This window comes from Pseudomonas sp. TWI923 (assembly GCF_039673365.1).
GTDB lineage: Bacteria > Pseudomonadota > Gammaproteobacteria > Pseudomonadales > Pseudomonadaceae > Aquipseudomonas > Aquipseudomonas sichuanensis.
Map to the genome: position 1 here is coordinate 1 of NZ_JBDJLM010000042.1, position 16,502 is coordinate 16,502.

19 protein-coding genes are annotated in these 16,502 nt (G+C 60.2%); 7 read left to right on the top strand and 12 right to left on the bottom strand.

Translation table 11 applies throughout. The features are described 5' to 3' along the window. Positions 1 to 172: 172 nt before the first annotated feature. Complete coding sequence (tal, locus tag ABE459_RS16385) at positions 173 to 1,099, bottom strand: transaldolase (RefSeq protein ID WP_323830472.1); 927 nt, start codon at positions 1,097 to 1,099, stop codon at positions 173 to 175. A gap of 379 nt (positions 1,100 to 1,478) precedes the next feature. Next, a complete protein-coding gene (dusA, locus tag ABE459_RS16390) occupies positions 1,479 to 2,489 on the bottom strand; it encodes a tRNA dihydrouridine(20/20a) synthase DusA (protein WP_346648069.1) in 1,011 nt (336 codons plus the stop codon). Between the two features lie 104 nt (positions 2,490 to 2,593). On the opposite strand from dusA, the gene ABE459_RS16395 reads away from it, so the two are divergent. Beyond that, complete coding sequence (locus ABE459_RS16395) at positions 2,594 to 3,727, top strand: site-specific integrase (RefSeq protein ID WP_346648070.1); 1,134 nt, start codon at positions 2,594 to 2,596, stop codon at positions 3,725 to 3,727. A gap of 127 nt (positions 3,728 to 3,854) precedes the next feature. Beyond that, a complete protein-coding gene (locus ABE459_RS16400; protein ID WP_346648071.1) occupies positions 3,855 to 4,568 on the top strand; it encodes a hypothetical protein in 714 nt (237 codons plus the stop codon). A gap of 245 nt (positions 4,569 to 4,813) precedes the next feature. Here the strand turns inward: ABE459_RS16400 and ABE459_RS16405 are convergent, their stop codons facing one another. The 9 genes from ABE459_RS16405 to ABE459_RS16445 all read right to left on the bottom strand — a co-directional run bounded on the left by ABE459_RS16405 (position 4,814) and on the right by ABE459_RS16445 (position 10,471). Beyond that, the gene (locus ABE459_RS16405) at positions 4,814 to 5,089 is read right to left on the bottom strand and encodes a pyocin activator PrtN family protein (RefSeq protein ID WP_346648072.1); all 276 of its coding nucleotides are present in this window, start codon (positions 5,087 to 5,089) and stop codon (positions 4,814 to 4,816) included. Then, positions 5,086 to 5,400, bottom strand: a complete 315-nt coding sequence (locus ABE459_RS16410) for a hypothetical protein (RefSeq protein ID WP_346648073.1) — start codon at positions 5,398 to 5,400, stop codon at positions 5,086 to 5,088. The genes ABE459_RS16405 and ABE459_RS16410 overlap by 4 nt, the downstream gene beginning before the upstream one ends. Further along, on the bottom strand, positions 5,397 to 7,568 hold the full coding sequence (locus tag ABE459_RS16415) for a DNA cytosine methyltransferase (RefSeq protein ID WP_346648110.1): 2,172 nt from the start codon (positions 7,566 to 7,568) through the stop codon (positions 5,397 to 5,399). The genes ABE459_RS16410 and ABE459_RS16415 overlap by 4 nt, the downstream gene beginning before the upstream one ends. A 5-nt stretch (positions 7,569 to 7,573) precedes the next feature. Continuing rightward, positions 7,574 to 8,122, bottom strand: a complete 549-nt coding sequence (locus ABE459_RS16420) for a hypothetical protein (protein ID WP_346648074.1) — start codon at positions 8,120 to 8,122, stop codon at positions 7,574 to 7,576. Beyond that, positions 8,119 to 8,526, bottom strand: coding sequence for a hypothetical protein (locus ABE459_RS16425; protein ID WP_346648075.1), 408 nt, complete (start codon positions 8,524 to 8,526; stop codon positions 8,119 to 8,121). Before ABE459_RS16425 ends, ABE459_RS16420 begins: the two co-directional genes overlap by 4 nt. 57 nt (positions 8,527 to 8,583) lie before the next feature. After that, positions 8,584 to 8,898, bottom strand: a complete 315-nt coding sequence (locus tag ABE459_RS16430) for a pyocin activator PrtN family protein (protein WP_346648076.1) — start codon at positions 8,896 to 8,898, stop codon at positions 8,584 to 8,586. Positions 8,899 to 9,056: 158 nt separating this feature from the next. Beyond that, positions 9,057 to 9,341 (bottom strand): phage antirepressor KilAC domain-containing protein, encoded by a 285-nt coding sequence (locus tag ABE459_RS16435; RefSeq protein WP_346648077.1) that lies wholly within the window; start codon positions 9,339 to 9,341, stop codon positions 9,057 to 9,059. Between the two features lie 9 nt (positions 9,342 to 9,350). Then, complete coding sequence (locus ABE459_RS16440; RefSeq protein ID WP_346648078.1) at positions 9,351 to 9,662, bottom strand: hypothetical protein; 312 nt, start codon at positions 9,660 to 9,662, stop codon at positions 9,351 to 9,353. Beyond that, positions 9,659 to 10,471: a BRO family protein gene (locus ABE459_RS16445; protein ID WP_346648079.1), complete on the bottom strand. Its 813-nt coding sequence runs from the start codon at positions 10,469 to 10,471 to the stop codon at positions 9,659 to 9,661. The genes ABE459_RS16440 and ABE459_RS16445 overlap by 4 nt, the downstream gene beginning before the upstream one ends. Positions 10,472 to 10,862: 391 nt before the next feature. Here ABE459_RS16445 and ABE459_RS16450 point away from each other — a divergent pair, with 391 nt between their 5' ends. Continuing rightward, positions 10,863 to 11,252 carry a hypothetical protein gene (locus ABE459_RS16450; protein WP_346648080.1) on the top strand — a complete coding sequence of 130 codons (390 nt, stop codon included), beginning with the start codon at positions 10,863 to 10,865 and terminating at the stop codon, positions 11,250 to 11,252. An 18-nt stretch (positions 11,253 to 11,270) separates the two neighbouring features. Here the strand turns inward: ABE459_RS16450 and ABE459_RS16455 are convergent, their stop codons facing one another. Beyond that, positions 11,271 to 12,002: a S24 family peptidase gene (locus ABE459_RS16455; RefSeq protein WP_346648111.1), complete on the bottom strand. Its 732-nt coding sequence runs from the start codon at positions 12,000 to 12,002 to the stop codon at positions 11,271 to 11,273. 930 nt (positions 12,003 to 12,932) lie between these two features. Here ABE459_RS16455 and ABE459_RS16460 point away from each other — a divergent pair. From ABE459_RS16460 to ABE459_RS16475, 4 genes are read left to right on the top strand one after another with little or no spacing between them, the layout of a single operon-like run. Beyond that, positions 12,933 to 13,451, top strand: a complete 519-nt coding sequence (locus ABE459_RS16460; protein WP_346648081.1) for a phage regulatory CII family protein — start codon at positions 12,933 to 12,935, stop codon at positions 13,449 to 13,451. Next, complete coding sequence (locus ABE459_RS16465; protein WP_346648082.1) at positions 13,444 to 13,662, top strand: TraR/DksA C4-type zinc finger protein; 219 nt, start codon at positions 13,444 to 13,446, stop codon at positions 13,660 to 13,662. Before ABE459_RS16460 ends, ABE459_RS16465 begins: the two co-directional genes overlap by 8 nt. Beyond that, positions 13,652 to 15,868: a VapE domain-containing protein gene (locus ABE459_RS16470; RefSeq protein ID WP_346648083.1), complete on the top strand. Its 2,217-nt coding sequence runs from the start codon at positions 13,652 to 13,654 to the stop codon at positions 15,866 to 15,868. The genes ABE459_RS16465 and ABE459_RS16470 overlap by 11 nt, the downstream gene beginning before the upstream one ends. Beyond that, positions 15,865 to 16,227 (top strand): hypothetical protein, encoded by a 363-nt coding sequence (locus ABE459_RS16475; protein ID WP_262950368.1) that lies wholly within the window; start codon positions 15,865 to 15,867, stop codon positions 16,225 to 16,227. The genes ABE459_RS16470 and ABE459_RS16475 overlap by 4 nt, the downstream gene beginning before the upstream one ends. Positions 16,228 to 16,502: the final 275 nt, after the last annotated feature.

Sequence of the window (16,502 nt, forward strand, 5' to 3'; positions counted from 1 at the left end):
CATGGCGGGATTGGGTGGTTTTCTGGGCTTGTTGGGGGGCAACGCCCTCTAAAAACGGGTTGGCGGGGGCTTGCCCCGCGAAGAGGCCCTTGAATTCAAATGCTTTGCAGGCAAAACAAAACGGGCGGAAAATGCTGCGCACTTCCCGCCCGCATGGCAAACCCGATGTGTATCAGGCCTTTTCTGCCATCAGCTTCTCGAGCTTCTCCTGGTCGCGGGCGAACTGGCGGATGCCCTCGGCCAGTTTCTCGGTGGCCATGGCGTCCTCGTTCATCGCCCAGCGGAACTGGCTTTCGTTCAGCACCTGTCTGGCCTCGCCGGTGCTGCCCGGTTTGAGGATACGCGGCAGCTCGCCCTGGTCGTCCGACAGCTGCTGCAGCAGCTCGGGGCTGATGGTCAGGCGATCGCAGCCGGCCAACTGCTCGATCTGGCCGATATTGCGGAAGCTCGCGCCCATCACCACGGTGTTGTAGCCGTTGGTCTTGTAGTAGTCGTAGATGCGCGTGACCGACTGCACGCCCGGGTCTTCGGCGCCTACATAGTCCTTGCCGGTGCTCTTCTTGTACCAGTCGTAGATGCGCCCCACGAACGGCGAGATCAGGAACACGCCGGCATCGGCGCAGGCCTGGGCCTGGGCGAAGGAGAACAGCAGGGTGAGGTTGGTCTGGATGCCTTCCTTCTCGAGCTTTTCGGCGGCGCGGATGCCCTCCCAGGTGGAGGCGAGCTTGATCAGCACGCGGTCGCGGGAAACCCCGGAGGCTTCGTACAGCTCGATCAGCAGACGGGCCTTTTTCAGCAGTGCCGGCTCGTCGAACGACAGGCGCGCATCCACTTCAGTGGAGATCCGCCCAGGAATGGCTTGCAAAATGCCCGCGCCCACTGCCACCGCGAAGGTGTCGCAGGCCAGGTCGACATTGCCCTTGGCCTCGGCCTTGACCTTTTTCAGCAGGTCGGCGTAACCCGGGATGGCCGCGGCCTTGAGCAGCAGCGACGGGTTGGTGGTGGCATCGACCGGCTTGAGCCGGGTGATGGCGTCCAGGTCCCCGGTGTCGGCGACCACGGTGGTGAACTGCTTGAGTTGTTCCAGCTTGGAGGTCATGGGCGTGCTCTGTCCTGTGCAATGGCTCGACATTACCCGAGCCCTCACGCCCGCTCAAGGCCCCGTGTGTAGGAGCGGCCTTGCGCCGCGAAGGGCTGCGCAGTAGCCCCGGGGCCAGCCCGGGATATGCCGAAGGTGACGATTCGAGTCGCAAGCTGACCGGAGGTTCCCGGCGCTATCGCACGCAGCACAAAGCTAATGGACAGCACACCTGACCTGTGGGAGCAACCGTCTTACTGTAGGAGCGGCCTTGTGCCGCGAAAGGGCTGCGAAGCGGCCCCAGATTCCAGCTACGCAACAAAAGTCGCTGGGGCTGCTACGCAGCCCTTTCGCGACACAAGGCCGCTCCTACAGCTGTCGTGCAGTACATTTGGCAGCCTCACCGCCCCTGCAACAACTCCGCCGCCTGGTCCAGCACCGCCAGCGGCGTGTCGGTCTTGTGAATATCCGCCGACAGCAACTGCCGGAAGCGCCGCGCCCCCGGGAAGCCCTGGCCCAGCCCGAGAATATGCCGGGTGATATGGTGCATCGCGCCGCCGCTTTCCATATGCGCGACGATATAAGGCCGCAGCCGCTCCATCGCCTCACTGCGGCTCACCACCGGCGCCTCGCTGCCAAACAACTGTTGGTCAACCTCGGCCAGCAGGTACGGGTTGTGATACGCCTCGCGCCCCAGCATCACCCCATCGAAGGTCTGCAGGTGCGTGCGGCACTCTTCGAGGGTCTTGATGCCACCGTTGAGCACCAGCTCCAGGTCCGGGAAGTCCACTTTCAATTGCGCCGCCACGTCATAGCGCAGCGGCGGGATTTCGCGGTTCTCCTTGGGCGACAGCCCTTCAAGAATGGCGATGCGCGCATGCACGGTGAAGCTGCGACAGCCAGCATCGCGCACCTGGCCAACGAAGTCGCACAGCTCGGCATAGCTGTCGCGGCCGTTGATGCCGATGCGGTGCTTGACCGTCACCGGAATACCGACCGCATCCTGCATGGCCTTGACGCAATCGCCCACCAGCGCCGGATGGCCCATCAGGCAGGCGCCGATCATGTTGTTCTGCACCCGGTCGCTGGGGCAGCCGACGTTGAGGTTGACCTCGTCATAACCCGCCTGCTCGGCCAGCCGCGCACAGGCCGCCAGGTCCGCCGGCACGCTGCCGCCCAGTTGCAGGGCCAGCGGGTGCTCGGATTCATCGTGGCGCAGGAAGCGCTGGGCGTCGTTGTGCAGCAGCGCGCCGGTGGTGACCATTTCGGTGTACAGCAGGGCGTTTTTCGACAGCAGACGCAGGAAGAACCGGCAGTGGCGGTCCGTCCAGTCCATCATCGGCGCAACGCTGAAGCGGCGGGACGGCTCAGGACGCGTGGTTTGTGGCTTTGAGGCTGTTTCTAGGGGCATTCTGGTCTACACATTCTTGTACCATTTTTCGCGGTTTTGGGACGTTTTTGGAGTGGCGGTGGTACGATGTACCACCGCTAATCACGCTTGTACCACCGGAAATCATGGCAACGATCAGAGCAAGGAAAAAGGCCGATGGAACGGTCAGCTATACCGTCCAGATCCGCCTCAAGAAAAAGGGTGTCCTAGTCTACCAAGAGTCCCAGACATTCGCCCGCAAGCAGGCGGCTCAAGCCTGGGCGAAGCGACGAGAGACCGAGTTGGCAGAGCCGGGCGCGATCGAGCGGGCCAACCGAGGTGGGCACGCGGTCAAGGACATGATAGACCGCTACCTGGTGGAAACCGAGAGAGCCCGGCCGCTGGGTAAGACGAAGCGGCAGACCCTCCTGGCTATCAAGAACAGTTACCTCGGCGAGGTGGTCGACTCCGACATCTCTCAGCAGGTGCTGGTGGACTACGCCCTGTGGCGTATGAGTCCTGAAGGTGGCGGCATTAAGCCGCAGACAGCCGGCAATGACCTGGCTCACCTGGGCTCAGTGTTGTCGCTGGCCAGGGCGGCGTGGGAGTACGAGATCAATCCTCAAGCCATGCCCGACGCTCGCCTCGTGCTGAAGCGGCTCGGCTACAACATGAAAAGCCGGGAGCGGGATCGTCGGCCAACTCTTGAAGAGCTCGACAAGGTGCTTGAGCATTTTTTCGAGATGCTTGCACGTCGCCCAACAGTCATTCACATGCCCAAGGTCGTGGCGTTTGCCATCTTCTCCACGCGCCGTATGGATGAGATCGCGCGCATCTTGTGGGAGGATCTGGATGAGCACCGCCAGGCGGTGAAGGTGCGGGACATGAAGAACCCCGGGCAGAAGATCGGCAACGATGTGTGGTGCCATCTGCCGGATGAGGCGTGGGCGATTGTGCAAAGCATGCCTCGTCAGTGCGCTGAGATCTTCCCTTACAACACCGATTCAATCGGCACGGCCTGGTCCAGGGCATGCAAGATGGTTGGCGTGGAGGATCTGCACTTTCACGATCTGCGCCACGAAGGTGTGAGCAGGCTGTTTGAAATGGATTGGGATATCCCGAGGGTGTCGAGTGTTTCCGGTCATCGTGACTGGAACTCTCTGCGGCGATATACCCACCTGCGCGGTCGTGATGATCGCTATAAAAGCTGGAAATGGTTAGAGCTGATTATCCGGGCGCCAGTTACTCTCGGGGCCCGGGTTGAACAGTTAGTTGGGTAATGACAGAGAATTTTCGTCTCTACCTTTTTTGTCTTGACCAGTTTCTAAAATTCCAGCGTTCGGCGAGATGGCATCCTGTAGGATGGGGGGCTAAATTCAACTATGTTTAACCTACATGGAGTGTTCCGTGAGTTCTGATTTCGATGAAGGTTCTTTTCCAAAAGTGCGCGGCTGGCTGCTCGCATTCTCGTCCATCATCATTGCGCTCTGGTTTTTTGGTGCTGATCTGGAATCTGTGTCAATGCTGGGCACAAAAATTAATTTTACAAAAAACACCGAGCATGTCTGGCTTATCGCCTTCGTAATTAATGCCTATCTATTGCTGAGGTTCTATCAGCATCAGCCGAGAATTTCGTATGCTGACTGGGGTATATACAGGAATTGTTACGAGGGATTAATGCTTAAAAGTACGCTGTTGCTGAATGGGGGGTTCATTAGAGATAAAGTGATTGAGCAGAGTGGTGCGTATTCCGCTTCTGACTTACAGAGCAAAACTGTAAAGTGTGTAATTGAAGCGCGGGAGTTCAATCGCTACACTGAAGCTTCTGAAAAGCGCAGGTATATCATGGGTATGAGGGAGGAAGCTGTCTTCCATGCTCGTTGTCTAGTAAGCGATAAGAATGGGGGTGATACTGAAACGACGAGAGAGCATGCAGTTCTTGTCCGGTTTCCGTACTGGCTGACCTGTGTTTGTACCTGGCTTTCGAAGGTTAAAATTTGGATCACAACTACGTATGCTACCGAATACTTGATGCCTTACATCTGGAGTGGGTTCGCGGCAGTGGTATGCCTTGTTCGTTGGCACGCGACTGTTGTCTCTGTAATGACCTGGTGCGCCTAGGCTCGCGTCGAAGCCATAGTCGCTATTTCGACCCTGGCTTTCATAGGGCACAACCATTGCCGCTACCACTTATCAACTCCTAAGCGTGCTACTTTCCCCATTCGAGGTCAATGAGTACAAGCTTTAGCATGGCCTTTCCTTGGCCTCGTTAGCAAAAACAATCCCGAGTATTTTCCTTTGGGCCGAATGTGAACAAGCGTTCGATGCGGGCGACTGGAATAGTTCAAGGGATACGCAATATCCTGTCAGCCCGCTCGAAGCGTCCTGTTAAGTTGTGCGCACTCTTTTTGAGCAGCTTCCCGCTGTTGGTCCAGATAAAGCGCCAGGTCGGCAATGTGAATGCCTCGGGCGCTCTTCTGGCTTGATTCAAGTCGAGTAATGGGTAGTTTGATCTCACCGGCCAGAACTTTGCGCTGGAACACAAGTGGAGTGAGGTGCGTGAAATAGTCGGCGCACACCTGTTCAAGCGAGATGATCGCCAGTCCGTTGTATTGCGCCATCAATACGAAAGCTGTGTTCATCCGTGGTTCTCCTTCCAGCCGTCAGAGCTCAATGCTTGACTGTTGTTGTCTAGTGCTGCTGTGGCCGTTATTAAAAGGGCAGGGGCGACCAACTGCTCTCCGTTTGCAATCGCTGCCAACCTGGACCGATATAGGCCCGCATGGCCGCACCAGATGGTCATGACGGGCCCTGGAGTGGCAGCCAAATCGCTTATCTGTCGGAACACTTCCCTGGCGATGAGTTCGGCGCTCATGTCATGGAGGCCGCGTACGGCGGCGAGCGCACTGCTGAGCGATGTCGAGGTAAAGGTGATGCATTGAATGTTGTTCATGCTGCCTTCCTCGCTTGCTGGTCGTTGTGCTGGATGCGGCGCTTCCAAGGATCATTGGCCCTGGCCAGGGCAGCCATCGGTGGCGGGCTGACGCTGTTGCCGCACATGTGGACCTGCTCGGTCTTGGTGAACGGCTTGCCATCGGCGCCTTTGTCGATGATGTAGCTTGCTGGGAAGCCCTGGGCGCGGTACAGCTCGTGCGGTTGCAACATGCGCAGGCAGATGTCGACGATCACATAGGGGGTACCCTTCACGAATACGGTGACCAGGCCCAGGCGATCCTTGGTGGTCACCGTCGGCGCTGGTGAATCGCAGGCGCTGCTGTTCCCGCTGCCGTAGTAACTGATCAGGAACGCCGCGACCCGCAGCGCGCCTTCTTCGTGCTCTGGCGACAGCTTGTACTCGACCAGGCCGTGGTGGGTGCCGCCGGCGCTGACCGTGTGCAGAGGCTCGCCAGCGTCGCGGGCATCGCAGTTGCCTCGCAGGTGCAGCAGGTTCGCACCGATCAGTGCGTGGTGATCACCGGCAGTTACCGTGCTCAGCGGATCCGCTGCCAACTGACCGGTGCTTCCGTTGCGAAGCGTTGCCAGGTGCGCGGTCACCAGGCGCTGCTGGCTACCCGTGTTGGTGACAGTGGTCAGCGGCTCGTCAGCGCCCTTCGCCGGGGTGGTGTTGAATCCGCCATTGGCTTGCTCGATGAAGGCTGTGCACACACCCATGGCATGCGCAGCTCCGGCCGGGCGTTTGTAGTTGCCGCCGCTGGTGATGGTAGGCACGGGGTCGGTAATCGCTGTGCCTTCGCTGTTGAAGCGGAACTTCACCAGGTGCGCCGATGCCAGCGCCGTATCCGCCTTGGTGGTGATGGTGTACATCGGCTCATCACCTGCCCGAGGTTCGGTCTGTCCGGCGCGCCCGCCGACCCCAACCATCAGCGGGCTGGCCATCATCAGTTCGCCGCGGTTCGCAGCAGTGACAGTGGGCAGCGGCTCGGCCGGATCGTTCACGCGATCAGCGCCTTGATGCGTGGCAGGAAGGATGACAGCGCTCGACAGTGCATGCTTCACGCCGCCAGCCACGACGGTGCCCAGAGGCTGATCAAGTCCTGGCACGCGCGGCTGCTGGCCTTCGCGCTCGCCAGAACCGGTTTGCACCAGGGTGGGGCTTGCCATTGCGAAGGTTCCCCCGCGCGGCCAGGACGTGACAGTGCGCAGTGGCTCCTGCGCTGACTGGGCTAGTTCGCCCGACCAGTTCGCGATCGGCACGATGAAGGGGTGCGGGTTGCCCAGCACAAACTTCTTCATGCCCTTGGCGACCCGGCGCAGTGTGGCGTCGGCCAGGGCTTTCTTGCGGCCGAAAATGCTCTTGCTCGGCACGCTCCAGTCGATGCAGTCGGCAGCGGTGCGCCACTTCTGCTGGCCCTTGGCCGGGGTCTTGGCATGCGTGGGCTCAGGCCACACGATGGGCTGGCCGTCGCAGCGGGCGATCATGAACAGACGCTCGCGGCTGGTTGGCGCGCCGAAGTCGCATGCCTTGATGATCCGCCATTCCACTTGGTAGCCCATGCCCTCGAGCAGGTGCACGAACCGACGCCAGGTGATGCCGCGACGTTTCGGGTTAGGCACGAGGAACTGCTGGTGCACCGGCACCCGTTCGCCAATGCTGGCCACGCTACCGTCCAGCTTCATGACACGGCCAGTGGCTTTGTCGCGCTTAGCGATCAGAGGGCCCCATTGCAGGATCTGCTTCACGTTCTCCAAGCTGATCACCCTGGGCTTCTTCTTGCCGGCCCACTTCAAACCGATCCACGACAGATTGCGGATCTCGCGTTTGCGCGGCTGGCCGCCGGCCGCTTGACTGTGGTGCGTGCAGTCGGGGCTCATGTGGAACCAGCCCACGGGGCGGCCTTGGCACTCTTCGTCGGGATCGCCATCGAAGACGTCGGTGGTGAAGTGACGCGCCGCCGGGTGGTTCGCAGTGTGCATGCTGATCGCGGCCGGGCTGTGGTTCTTGGCTACATCAACCTTGCGGCCGAGGCCCATCTCCAAGCCGGTACCGGCACCGCCACCGCCACAGAAGAAATCGACCACCAGCTCGTCGTCCTGTGGCTCCAGCGCCAGGGAGAATTGGGTCTTGAAGTGTTGGGGGTTGGGTAGCTTTGCTGCAGAGATCGAGGTCATGCCTGTTGCCCTCCCTGGTGCGCGTGCTCAGGGCGCAGGGCGCCGGTCTGCAGCAGGGCGTCGTGGATAGCCAGTGCCATCTCATCGACGGTGGCGAACACGCCTGCAGCATTCCCCGCAAGCGTCGAGTTGATCGCGTCGGCGATGCAGTTGCACACGGCCTCTTCATCTGCGGTGAGTGCGAAGTAGGGGAGGTGCGTATACCCCTTGGCAAGCTGCGCGTGCGGGCGATCTGAAGCGATTAGCGTTGCATCAGCGGGCGCTGCCTGGCGCAGCCTGTCGTGGGGTATCTGCAAATCAGCGGGGGCGTTGAGGGTGGAAATAATGCCTGCTGCTACGCAGCAGAGGCTCTTTGTTTTTTGCGCGTCGACGCTTGCTGCTTCACGGAGCAAAGCGGGAGTGCGGGTAGCGTTCACCTGGTCGTGCGCGTGCCCGCTTTCCTCCGAGGTCTGGAGCGGTGTCTGTCCCGGTGCGATGGCGCGGGCATGTCCGGCGCAGGGCGCGGAATCGAAGAGCAAGCCGGCGTGGTGGTGGGCCTGATTCATGCTGCGGCCTCCTGTTCGGCGGGCTTTAGCAAGTGAGCGATGGCGAGGGTTTCGTCGCGCAAGCGGCGTGCATCGCGCTCGAGCTTCTTGCCTGTCTTGAAGGCGCTCCAGGTTTCGGCGGCAATGCGCAGTGCCTCAGCGATTTCCAGCAGCGAGCGGTGATGTGCCTCCTGCAACGCGTTGGTTTCCTTGAGCCGCTTGGCGTGCTCTGCCAAGTGGCGGTGGTCATTGCGCAGGAACTCCAGCGACGCCTCCAGCTCCTGGATGGTTGCTTTGTGTTCGCGATCGCTTGCTGCCTGGCCTCGAATACGCCCCTCTTGGCGGCCAAACCAATAAGCGTAAACGAACAGCCCAATGACAAACGCGCTGATGACGATAAGGGCGATTACCTGCTGGGGGGTCATGGGTCTAACTCCTTGTGGTGTGCGGGCTGGTGGTGGCGGCCCTTGGTGGTGTTGCTACTACTTGTCTTGCTCGTTGGGGCGAGACTGCTTTTCGTCCGCCTGATAGGCCCTGCTGTCGATCAGAGCGGCAACATGGCGGATGTGGGCGAACTTCAAGGCCTTCTGGCTGTTGTCCAGCGTGGTCACTGGCAGGCAGATCCGGCCGACCTTCAGTTGCTCGGAAAAGGTGTCTTCGTTGAGGTTGCGGAAGTACTGCATGCGCACTTTGTCGAGCGGGATAAGAACATCGCCGAAGGTGCGATACAGCAGCTCTACAGTCGTTGCATCAGGTGCGTGCGGCAGGCGCAGCGCTAGTTGGTCTGTATTGCTCATCAGGCTTCGGGCTCTCCCTGAGCTTGTGGCGTGACGGATGGTGCCAGGTGGTTTCACAGTGCTTGCGTACCAGGTCGCGCCACTCTTCAGGAGCCTGCAGGAGCGCGGCATTGCGCTCCTCGCGGGTCTTGAGCTGGAGGATCTGGGCCGCGTACTGCCTAGGCCGCATAGCGCTTGTCTTCCGGTGGTGTCGGAAGTTGCAGCTTCAGGCGTTCTGCCAGCCAGGGAATCCCAGCCTGCTTCACGCGGGTCGACTCGCTGTACTGCATCCCTGCTTTAGGATGGAACCACTGCCCCTCCTTCGTCCGCAGGTATTCGCGGTCGCGGGTGGGATAGCGGGGCAGATTGCGCTCGGTCAGCAGCTCGTTCTCGCGCATCAAGCTGATCAGTTCGTTGCGGCTGATCCCGAACAGCTTGGCGGTTTGTGCCAGGTTGCGTTCCATGGTCGCCTCCTATGCTGCATCAGCGAGCAGCTGCTCGGCTGGGGGCATGTCGGCGGTGTCCAGCTGGCCGTTGGCGATCGCCTCGAGGTGACCCGCGATCTTTCGCGCACTGGAGAGACTGTTCGCTGGCAGCGTCAGTGTGTTTACCGTCGAGCCCATGCGGATCACCACATTGAGCTGATCGAGGTAGACCTCGGTCTGCAGCGTCGCCTGGGCGCGTGCGCCGTTCGACTCGTCGCGGAGGATGTGGGTGAACTGCCCGGACAGGTTGGTCTGTGCCTTGAGGCAGGCAAAAGCGTTGTGGCTCAGTGCATAGCTCATGCGGACAGCTCCTCGATAGCGACGGTTTGCTGCAGGGCATAGCCCCACGGGCGGGCGCCATTGCTGGCGGGCAGGCGAACACGGCGATAACCGAGCAGCGGCAGGCATTGACCAATCGCCATCTGGGTGGCGCGGTCTTCGGTCAGGCCGAGCGCCTCGATCAGGCTTGGCCCGGTCACCATCAGGGGCCAATCGTTATCGGCCAGGTGCGAGCGGAGCTGTTGCTGGAGCTGGTACTGGCGGCGATTCGGGGTGGGGGTGTCGGCACTGTCGATCCAGTCGCTTGCCCCAAGCTCGGCAACCAGGTCGACTCCAGTGGAGCGCTGGGCGGCCTGGTTGGCTCGGGACGCGGCCATGCGGCGGTTCATGCCGATGACTCGGCCAGTGCGGAACATGGTGTTGAACACACGACCCGCGCTGACGATACGGTCGGCCTCGATGTGCTCGGCCATGGGTACCGGCTGCTGCACTTCGGCGGTGTCGGTGATGGAGTAAGAGCCATGTTTGCGCAGGCTCGGCAACACTTCGCTGGTCACCCACTTCTTGAAGCGCTTGGCTTCGGCCTTGCGGCTGGTGAGGATCAACGAGAACAGGCCGGACTCATTAATGATGCCCATTTCTTGGCGCCCGGAAAGGGTGTCGGTATTGGCGACACCCTTTTCATCTTCATCTAGGCGAGCAATGGCGTCACGGTTGTTACGGATAGCCAGTGCTTGGCAAACGTCAGCTGCGACGAACCATGGTTCACCATCGATCAAGAGCAAGCGGATATTGTGGTTTTCAAAGGTGTGATGGATTGGATGGTTCACGCCGCGTGCCCTCCGTCATCGGGAGTCATTGGGCGGAACGACTGGGGCCGGGCTTTGCGTTTGGTGGCGGCGAACGCACACCCGTGTTGCCTGGCTAGGCGGCGGATCTCGAAGATCAGGTCGGTGGTTGCGGCGGCCGGATGGACGTGCAGTGACGCGGTGGTGTGCATGGTGCTGACTCGCTCTGTGGTGTGAGAGTGAGCAGATAATCAACTATCAATTGATTTTGTGTCAACAACCATGAGTTGATAATTTTTCAGGATGATCCTGCTGTGGTACTGATGTGGCGGTCCCGTTCCTCCTACGCACCGGCTGTGGAAGGCTGGGGCCTTCAGCTTTCTCGCGCTTATGCGAGAAAGTGATATTCAGTTACGAGCATGGAAGGATATCGATGGAAGGACTGTTGGGGGTAGGGGGCGCAATAGCTCTCTGTGTGGTCACGGCTATTTACTTGCTAAGAGGAAGGAGAGTTGATGAAGCGGATAGCTCAGTTGATGATATTGATACAGACCATCAACTGATTAAATATCTATCTTCGGCTAGGGCGCCTATTGCAGATAGCAAACCAAGGTTAACGGAGTTGCAGTCTGTGGCGCTGGTGTCTGCCACTATTGAAACTATCTATATTGAAGGTGAGAGCCACCATACTGCTGCAGCTCATGAGTCGGAGGCATATCCGAAACGTACCATTGAGTCGCTAGTTAAGCGCGGCCTGCTAGAGCCTGCGACTGGTGGCGGCTTCAGGGCTACACCTCAGGGACAGGCCGCCTCCGTGGGGTAGAGTTTGCGTTGGGCTGGCTCATTCGGGAACAAATGAGCCAACCACCTTTCCGCAGATGTATGTCTCTTCAGTTATTTCAATAATTGGATACTGTGGGTTGATTGGTCGCAAGTATTGTTTCCCTGCGTCTTCCACGAGAACCTTAAATGTAGCTTCATTGGTCCGAGGTAGTCGCGCGATTACGCGGTCTCCGGTGTTAACTTCTATTTCTGGGTCCACAAAAATTATGCAGCCCGCTGGATAGGTTCGCCCTGGCCCGGAGTTGGTCATGGAGTCACCTCTAACCTTGAGGGCGTATCCATTTGGGCTGATGGGCACCGGGCATGATAACCAGCTTTCTGAGTGGTGTTCTTCGAGGTTGGAGACTGCCTCGCACCAATCACCCGCTTGCACCCAGGAAATGAGAGGGACCTTGCCAAACTGGTGATGGATGGAGCTCACATTGCTGCTGGGTACTAGGGTGTGAACTGCAGCGGGCCCCGCTGCGTCGCTGTTTTTTGGGGGCACCCCGTACTCCAGCCACTCTCTTCTCACGCCTAGCCATTGGCTCAATGCTGAGATGCTATCGGCCTCGGCCATGGCTTCGCCTATCAGCCACCTGCTGATCGCTTGGGTCGTCTTGTTCACGCCCATGCTTTTGAGGTGCTTGTGAATGTCCACGCCTCGTCCTCGGGTGCGTATCCCGGCATCGTCGAGCGCTTCGTGAAGGCGGGCGCTGAATGCTGCCCGGATTTCATTTTTATCAACCATGAATTGAGAGTTACACAAAGCTTGCGCAATAGTCATTTGATGTTTAATATCAATTCATGGTTGATAAATGGAGGTTCTGAATGTTGCGCCCTGAGGAGTATGCGAACGCAATCGCGTTCGCTTTTGAGGCGGTGGGAGGGATCGGAGCCGCCGCCAAGGTTTGCTCGAGGAGCTATCAGGCGCTGAACAAGTGGCGACAAGCTGGCTCTTTGCCTCGGACTGATTACACGGGCGAAACCACTTATGCAGCTCTCCTTGCAGGTGAAGCGGCTAAAAAAGGCAACCCTTTCGATGTTGAGTGGCTTCTAAAAGAGGCTGCGCCTCACAGGAGTGGGGCTGGAGCGCGCTCGGGGCATTAAGAAAAAAGGCGACCCTAAGGTCGCCTGGTTTCCCCCAGTAGCACCACCACAGTGCTACCGGGCCGCGTTCAAGGATGTGGTGCACACCACGAAACGACTGTCCTTGATTGCGTAGACCCTGGCATGGATGCCAGGAACCGCTTTCTCCACCACAGATAAGGCGGCTGTACCGGAGTAATCCTAGGATCGTTCCGGTAGTGACTCTTTCAAGCCACGCGGCGAGTGTAGCACCACCGCTCGTCGCTGGCACTGGCAGCCTTCATAGGGTAATGCCATGTGCCAGAACGCTCGGCAGTAGCACCACGATGCTGCCGGGCTGCGTGATAGGCGGGCGGGCACACCACATAGGTCCGCTTACCTTGATCGCACCGCCCAGGCAGGGAGCCTGGGTGTCGCCTCCTTCACCACGGGAGGTGGCTGTTTCGCCGGGGCTGGTCGATGGAGCGCCGCCCCGGCCTGAGGTCGTATCTGCCCTCTGATGGGCCGGCTTTTTTGCACACCTACAACGCTATGCGGTGCTGGTTTCACCACAACACGCCGCAGGCACTGGCTACCTACAAGGACTCATGCCATGAGCCGAATTGCAACGAGCTGCACCGACCGCGCCAAGCGCGAGGTGTTGCCGCTCGAACTCGCTCTGTACCATGCTGTGCGGGATTACACAGGCGGTGCTGCCGCCATCGCCGCCACCACCGGCCGAAACGCCACCACCCTTCAACACAAGCTGTCTCCCACCCATCCTACCCATACCGTCAACGTTCAAGAGTTCAGCGAGATCCTTGAGCTGACCAAGGATCCGCGCATCCTCGACTCGGTGCATGCCTTGGTTGGCGACACCATCTGGCAGGGGCTGTCGGACGCCTACACCCATGACATCCCCGAGACGCTGACCATGGGTCTTGCTGAGTTCTTCCGGCAGGTCGCCAACTTGTCCGAAACCTGGGCGCGCAGCATTGGCGACGGTAAGGTCGACGATCAGGAGCTGGCCGAGATCCAGCACCAGGTGTTCCGAGGTATCCAAGGTTTGCTCGGCATGTATCGCCGGGCCGAGTACGTCAACCAGACCACTCGGGGGGCACGTCGTGGCTGATAACGCGGATCTGGCGAATGACGTTGTTATTCAGCGCCTGGAGGAGGCGCTGGCCGCTCGGGCGGGCGCGCCCGTGCACGAATCTCGCGTGGATTGCATTGATTGTGACGACCCGATCCCGCAGTCGCGCCGGGTAGCAGCTCGGGGCTGTGTGCGTTGTGGGGCCTGTCAGACTCTCCATGAAGACCGGAGGGCGCACTATGCTCGATAAGGTTCTCGACCAGCTGCACGACTACGGCCTGCAGCCTGAACAGCCCCTGATCTTCGGCAAGCTGACCCGCTGCCGTACCCAGGATGACAAGGGCAAGGAAAAGAACGGCTGGTATGTCCTGCATGAGCACCTGGCCGAGAAAGGGCAAACCCTGATCTTCGGCAGCTTCGGTGATTGGCGACACGGTGAAACCCAGAAGGTCAAGACCGACGGTCGAGGGCTGACCCCGGACGAGCGTGAAGTGATGCGCGCGCGGCAGGCCGACGCCAAGCGCCGTGCTGCGGAGGTAGCCGCCAACGCTGCTCGCCGTGCGGCCACTCGGGCGGCTGGTTTGTTCAAGCGCATGCCCGAGAAAGGGCGGAGCGCTTACCTTGATCGCAAGCAGGTGGTCGGCTTTGGGGTTCGCTATGCCCCGAAGTCGGGCGCAGTGCTCGTCCCGATGCAGAATGCTCAGGATGCCATCGTCGGCCTGCAGGTGATTTATCCGACGGTCCAAGAGGATACGGGGCGCGACAAGTCGTACTGGCCGTACGGTATGGCAAAAGACGGCGCCTTCCACATGATTGGCGGTCATCCCGAACCAGGCGAACCGGTGCTGGTGTGCGAGGGATACGCCACCGGCGCTAGCCTGCACATGGCGACCTCCCAGGCGGTGGCGATCGCCTTCGATGCGGGCAACCTGATGTCGGTCGCCAAGCACATGCGCGAGCGCTTCCCTGGTCGCTCCATCATCATCTGCCGCGATGACGATTGGAAGACCAAGCGGCCTACGGGGGAGCCCTGGAACCCTGGCGAGGAAAAGGCCAACAACGCGGCGGTGGTGGTCGGTGGCCAAGTGGTCGGGCCGATCTTCTCGGTCGAGCGCGAAGAGAAGTGGACCGACTTCAATGACCTGCACTGCGCCGAAGGCCTCGAGGCGGTTCGGCGGCAGGTCACGGCGGTGATCAAACCACCAGCTACTGGTGGTTGGAAAGACATGCTGGCCAGGACCGAGAGCGGTGCTCTGATCGCCCACATGCAGAACGTCGAACTGATCCTGGCCAATGATGAACGGTGGGGAGGGGTGATCGGCTACAACGCCTTCAGCTCGAAGATCATGCGCCTTCGTGCTGCACCTTATGGCGGTGTGCCGGGGGAGTGGAGCGACATCGACGACATGCGTGTGATGAAGTGGCTGGCCCAGCAGGGCCTGCGTGTGAAAGCCTCCCATGTGGTCGAGGCTGTCAGCGTCGTCGCTCATGACAATGCCTTCCATCCGGTGTGCACTTATCTGGCCAAGCTTGAATGGGATCGCGTACCACGCTTGGAGCGCTGGCTGCATGAGATCTTCGGCGTCCCCCGGAACGAATACAGCGCCAAGGTCGGGAAGCGCTGGATGATCTCGGCGGTGGCGCGTGTCATGAAACCCGGCTGCAAGGCTGATGCAGTAATGATCCTTGAGGGGGCGCAGGGCGCGGGCAAGTCTTCGGCCTTGGGCATTCTTGGGGGTGAGTGGTTCATGGACACGCCGTTCACTCTGGGTGACAAGGACGCGTTCCAGGCGATCCGCGGCAAATGGATCGTCGAGCTGGGCGAGCTGGACAGCTTCAACAAGGCTGAGAGCACCAAGGCCAAGCAGTTCTTCTCGGCCTCCATCGACACCTACCGCGAAAGCTATGGGCGAAGAACGAGCGACGTGCCACGCCAGTGTGTTTTCGCTGGCACCACGAACCAAGATGAATACCTCAAGGACGCCACGGGTAACCGGCGGTATTGGCCGGTCGCCTGCGTCAAGGTCGATCTAGAGGCGTTGCGCCGGGTCCGCGATCAGTTGTGGGCCGAGGCCATGTTCTGCTACCAGGCCGGTGATATCTGGTGGGTCACTCGCGAGGAGGAAGAGCTCTTCACCTCGGAGCAGGAAGAGCGCTTCGTGGTGGATGAATGGGAAGGTCCGATCCTTGAGTGGCTGGAGGCATCGCAGGTCGGTGAGACAGTCACCGGTAGCGAAGTGCTGGGGCAGGCGCTCAAGCTGGACCCCGGTCACTGGGGCAAGCCTGAGCAGATGCGTGTGGGGTCGATCATGCACCGCCTGGGTTGGCGGCGTCGGCGGCTCGCCGCGTTGCCGAAGAGCGGCAAGCGGCCCTGGGCGTACCAGAAGCCCGACGGCTGGGGCCGCACCAGTGCCCTGGAGCAGCAGCCCCCGGCGCAGAAGGAGCCTTGCTTTTGATCAAGCACATCGATGAGATGCTGAAGCTATGGGCGCAAGAGCTGCATGCGCCTGAGCCCTGTCAATCGGCGGGAGGTGTTGGTAGCATGCTCGGCCTGTTAATGGAGTGTAAGGGTGATCTGGTGCGCGGAACACGAGGCAGCAAGGTGCTGCTCGATGAGTCTGCGGACATCGAGATCATTGTGAACAAGCATTTGGCGCCGGAGCTCTACCTGGTGGTTCGAGAGCATTACTGCAACGCCGACAGCGAGCTGTACCAGAAGTATCGGCACTGTGGGTGTAGTCGCGATACGTACTACAAGCGCTTGCACGAGGCGCATGTCTGCGTCGCAGGCTTGCTCATGGGGCGAGCGGCATGATTCGCCTTCTGTGGTCCCACCGCCCAGCCGCTGGACTACCGCGCTTTTCGCAGGTTGGCCGCACTCAAGCCCGCGCAAGTCGCGGGCTGTCCCACCGTCCCGCCATCCACCCGCAGACGCACACGTAGGGCGTATGCAGCGCGTTACGCGCGCGTTGCGCGCAGCGTGCTTTTATTCTCTCTCTTTACACGAGAAAAGGTTAAAAACAGTTAGACAGTGGGACAGCCCTTGAATTTCAAGGGCTCCATAGTCCCGCCATCACCGATCCCTTTGGG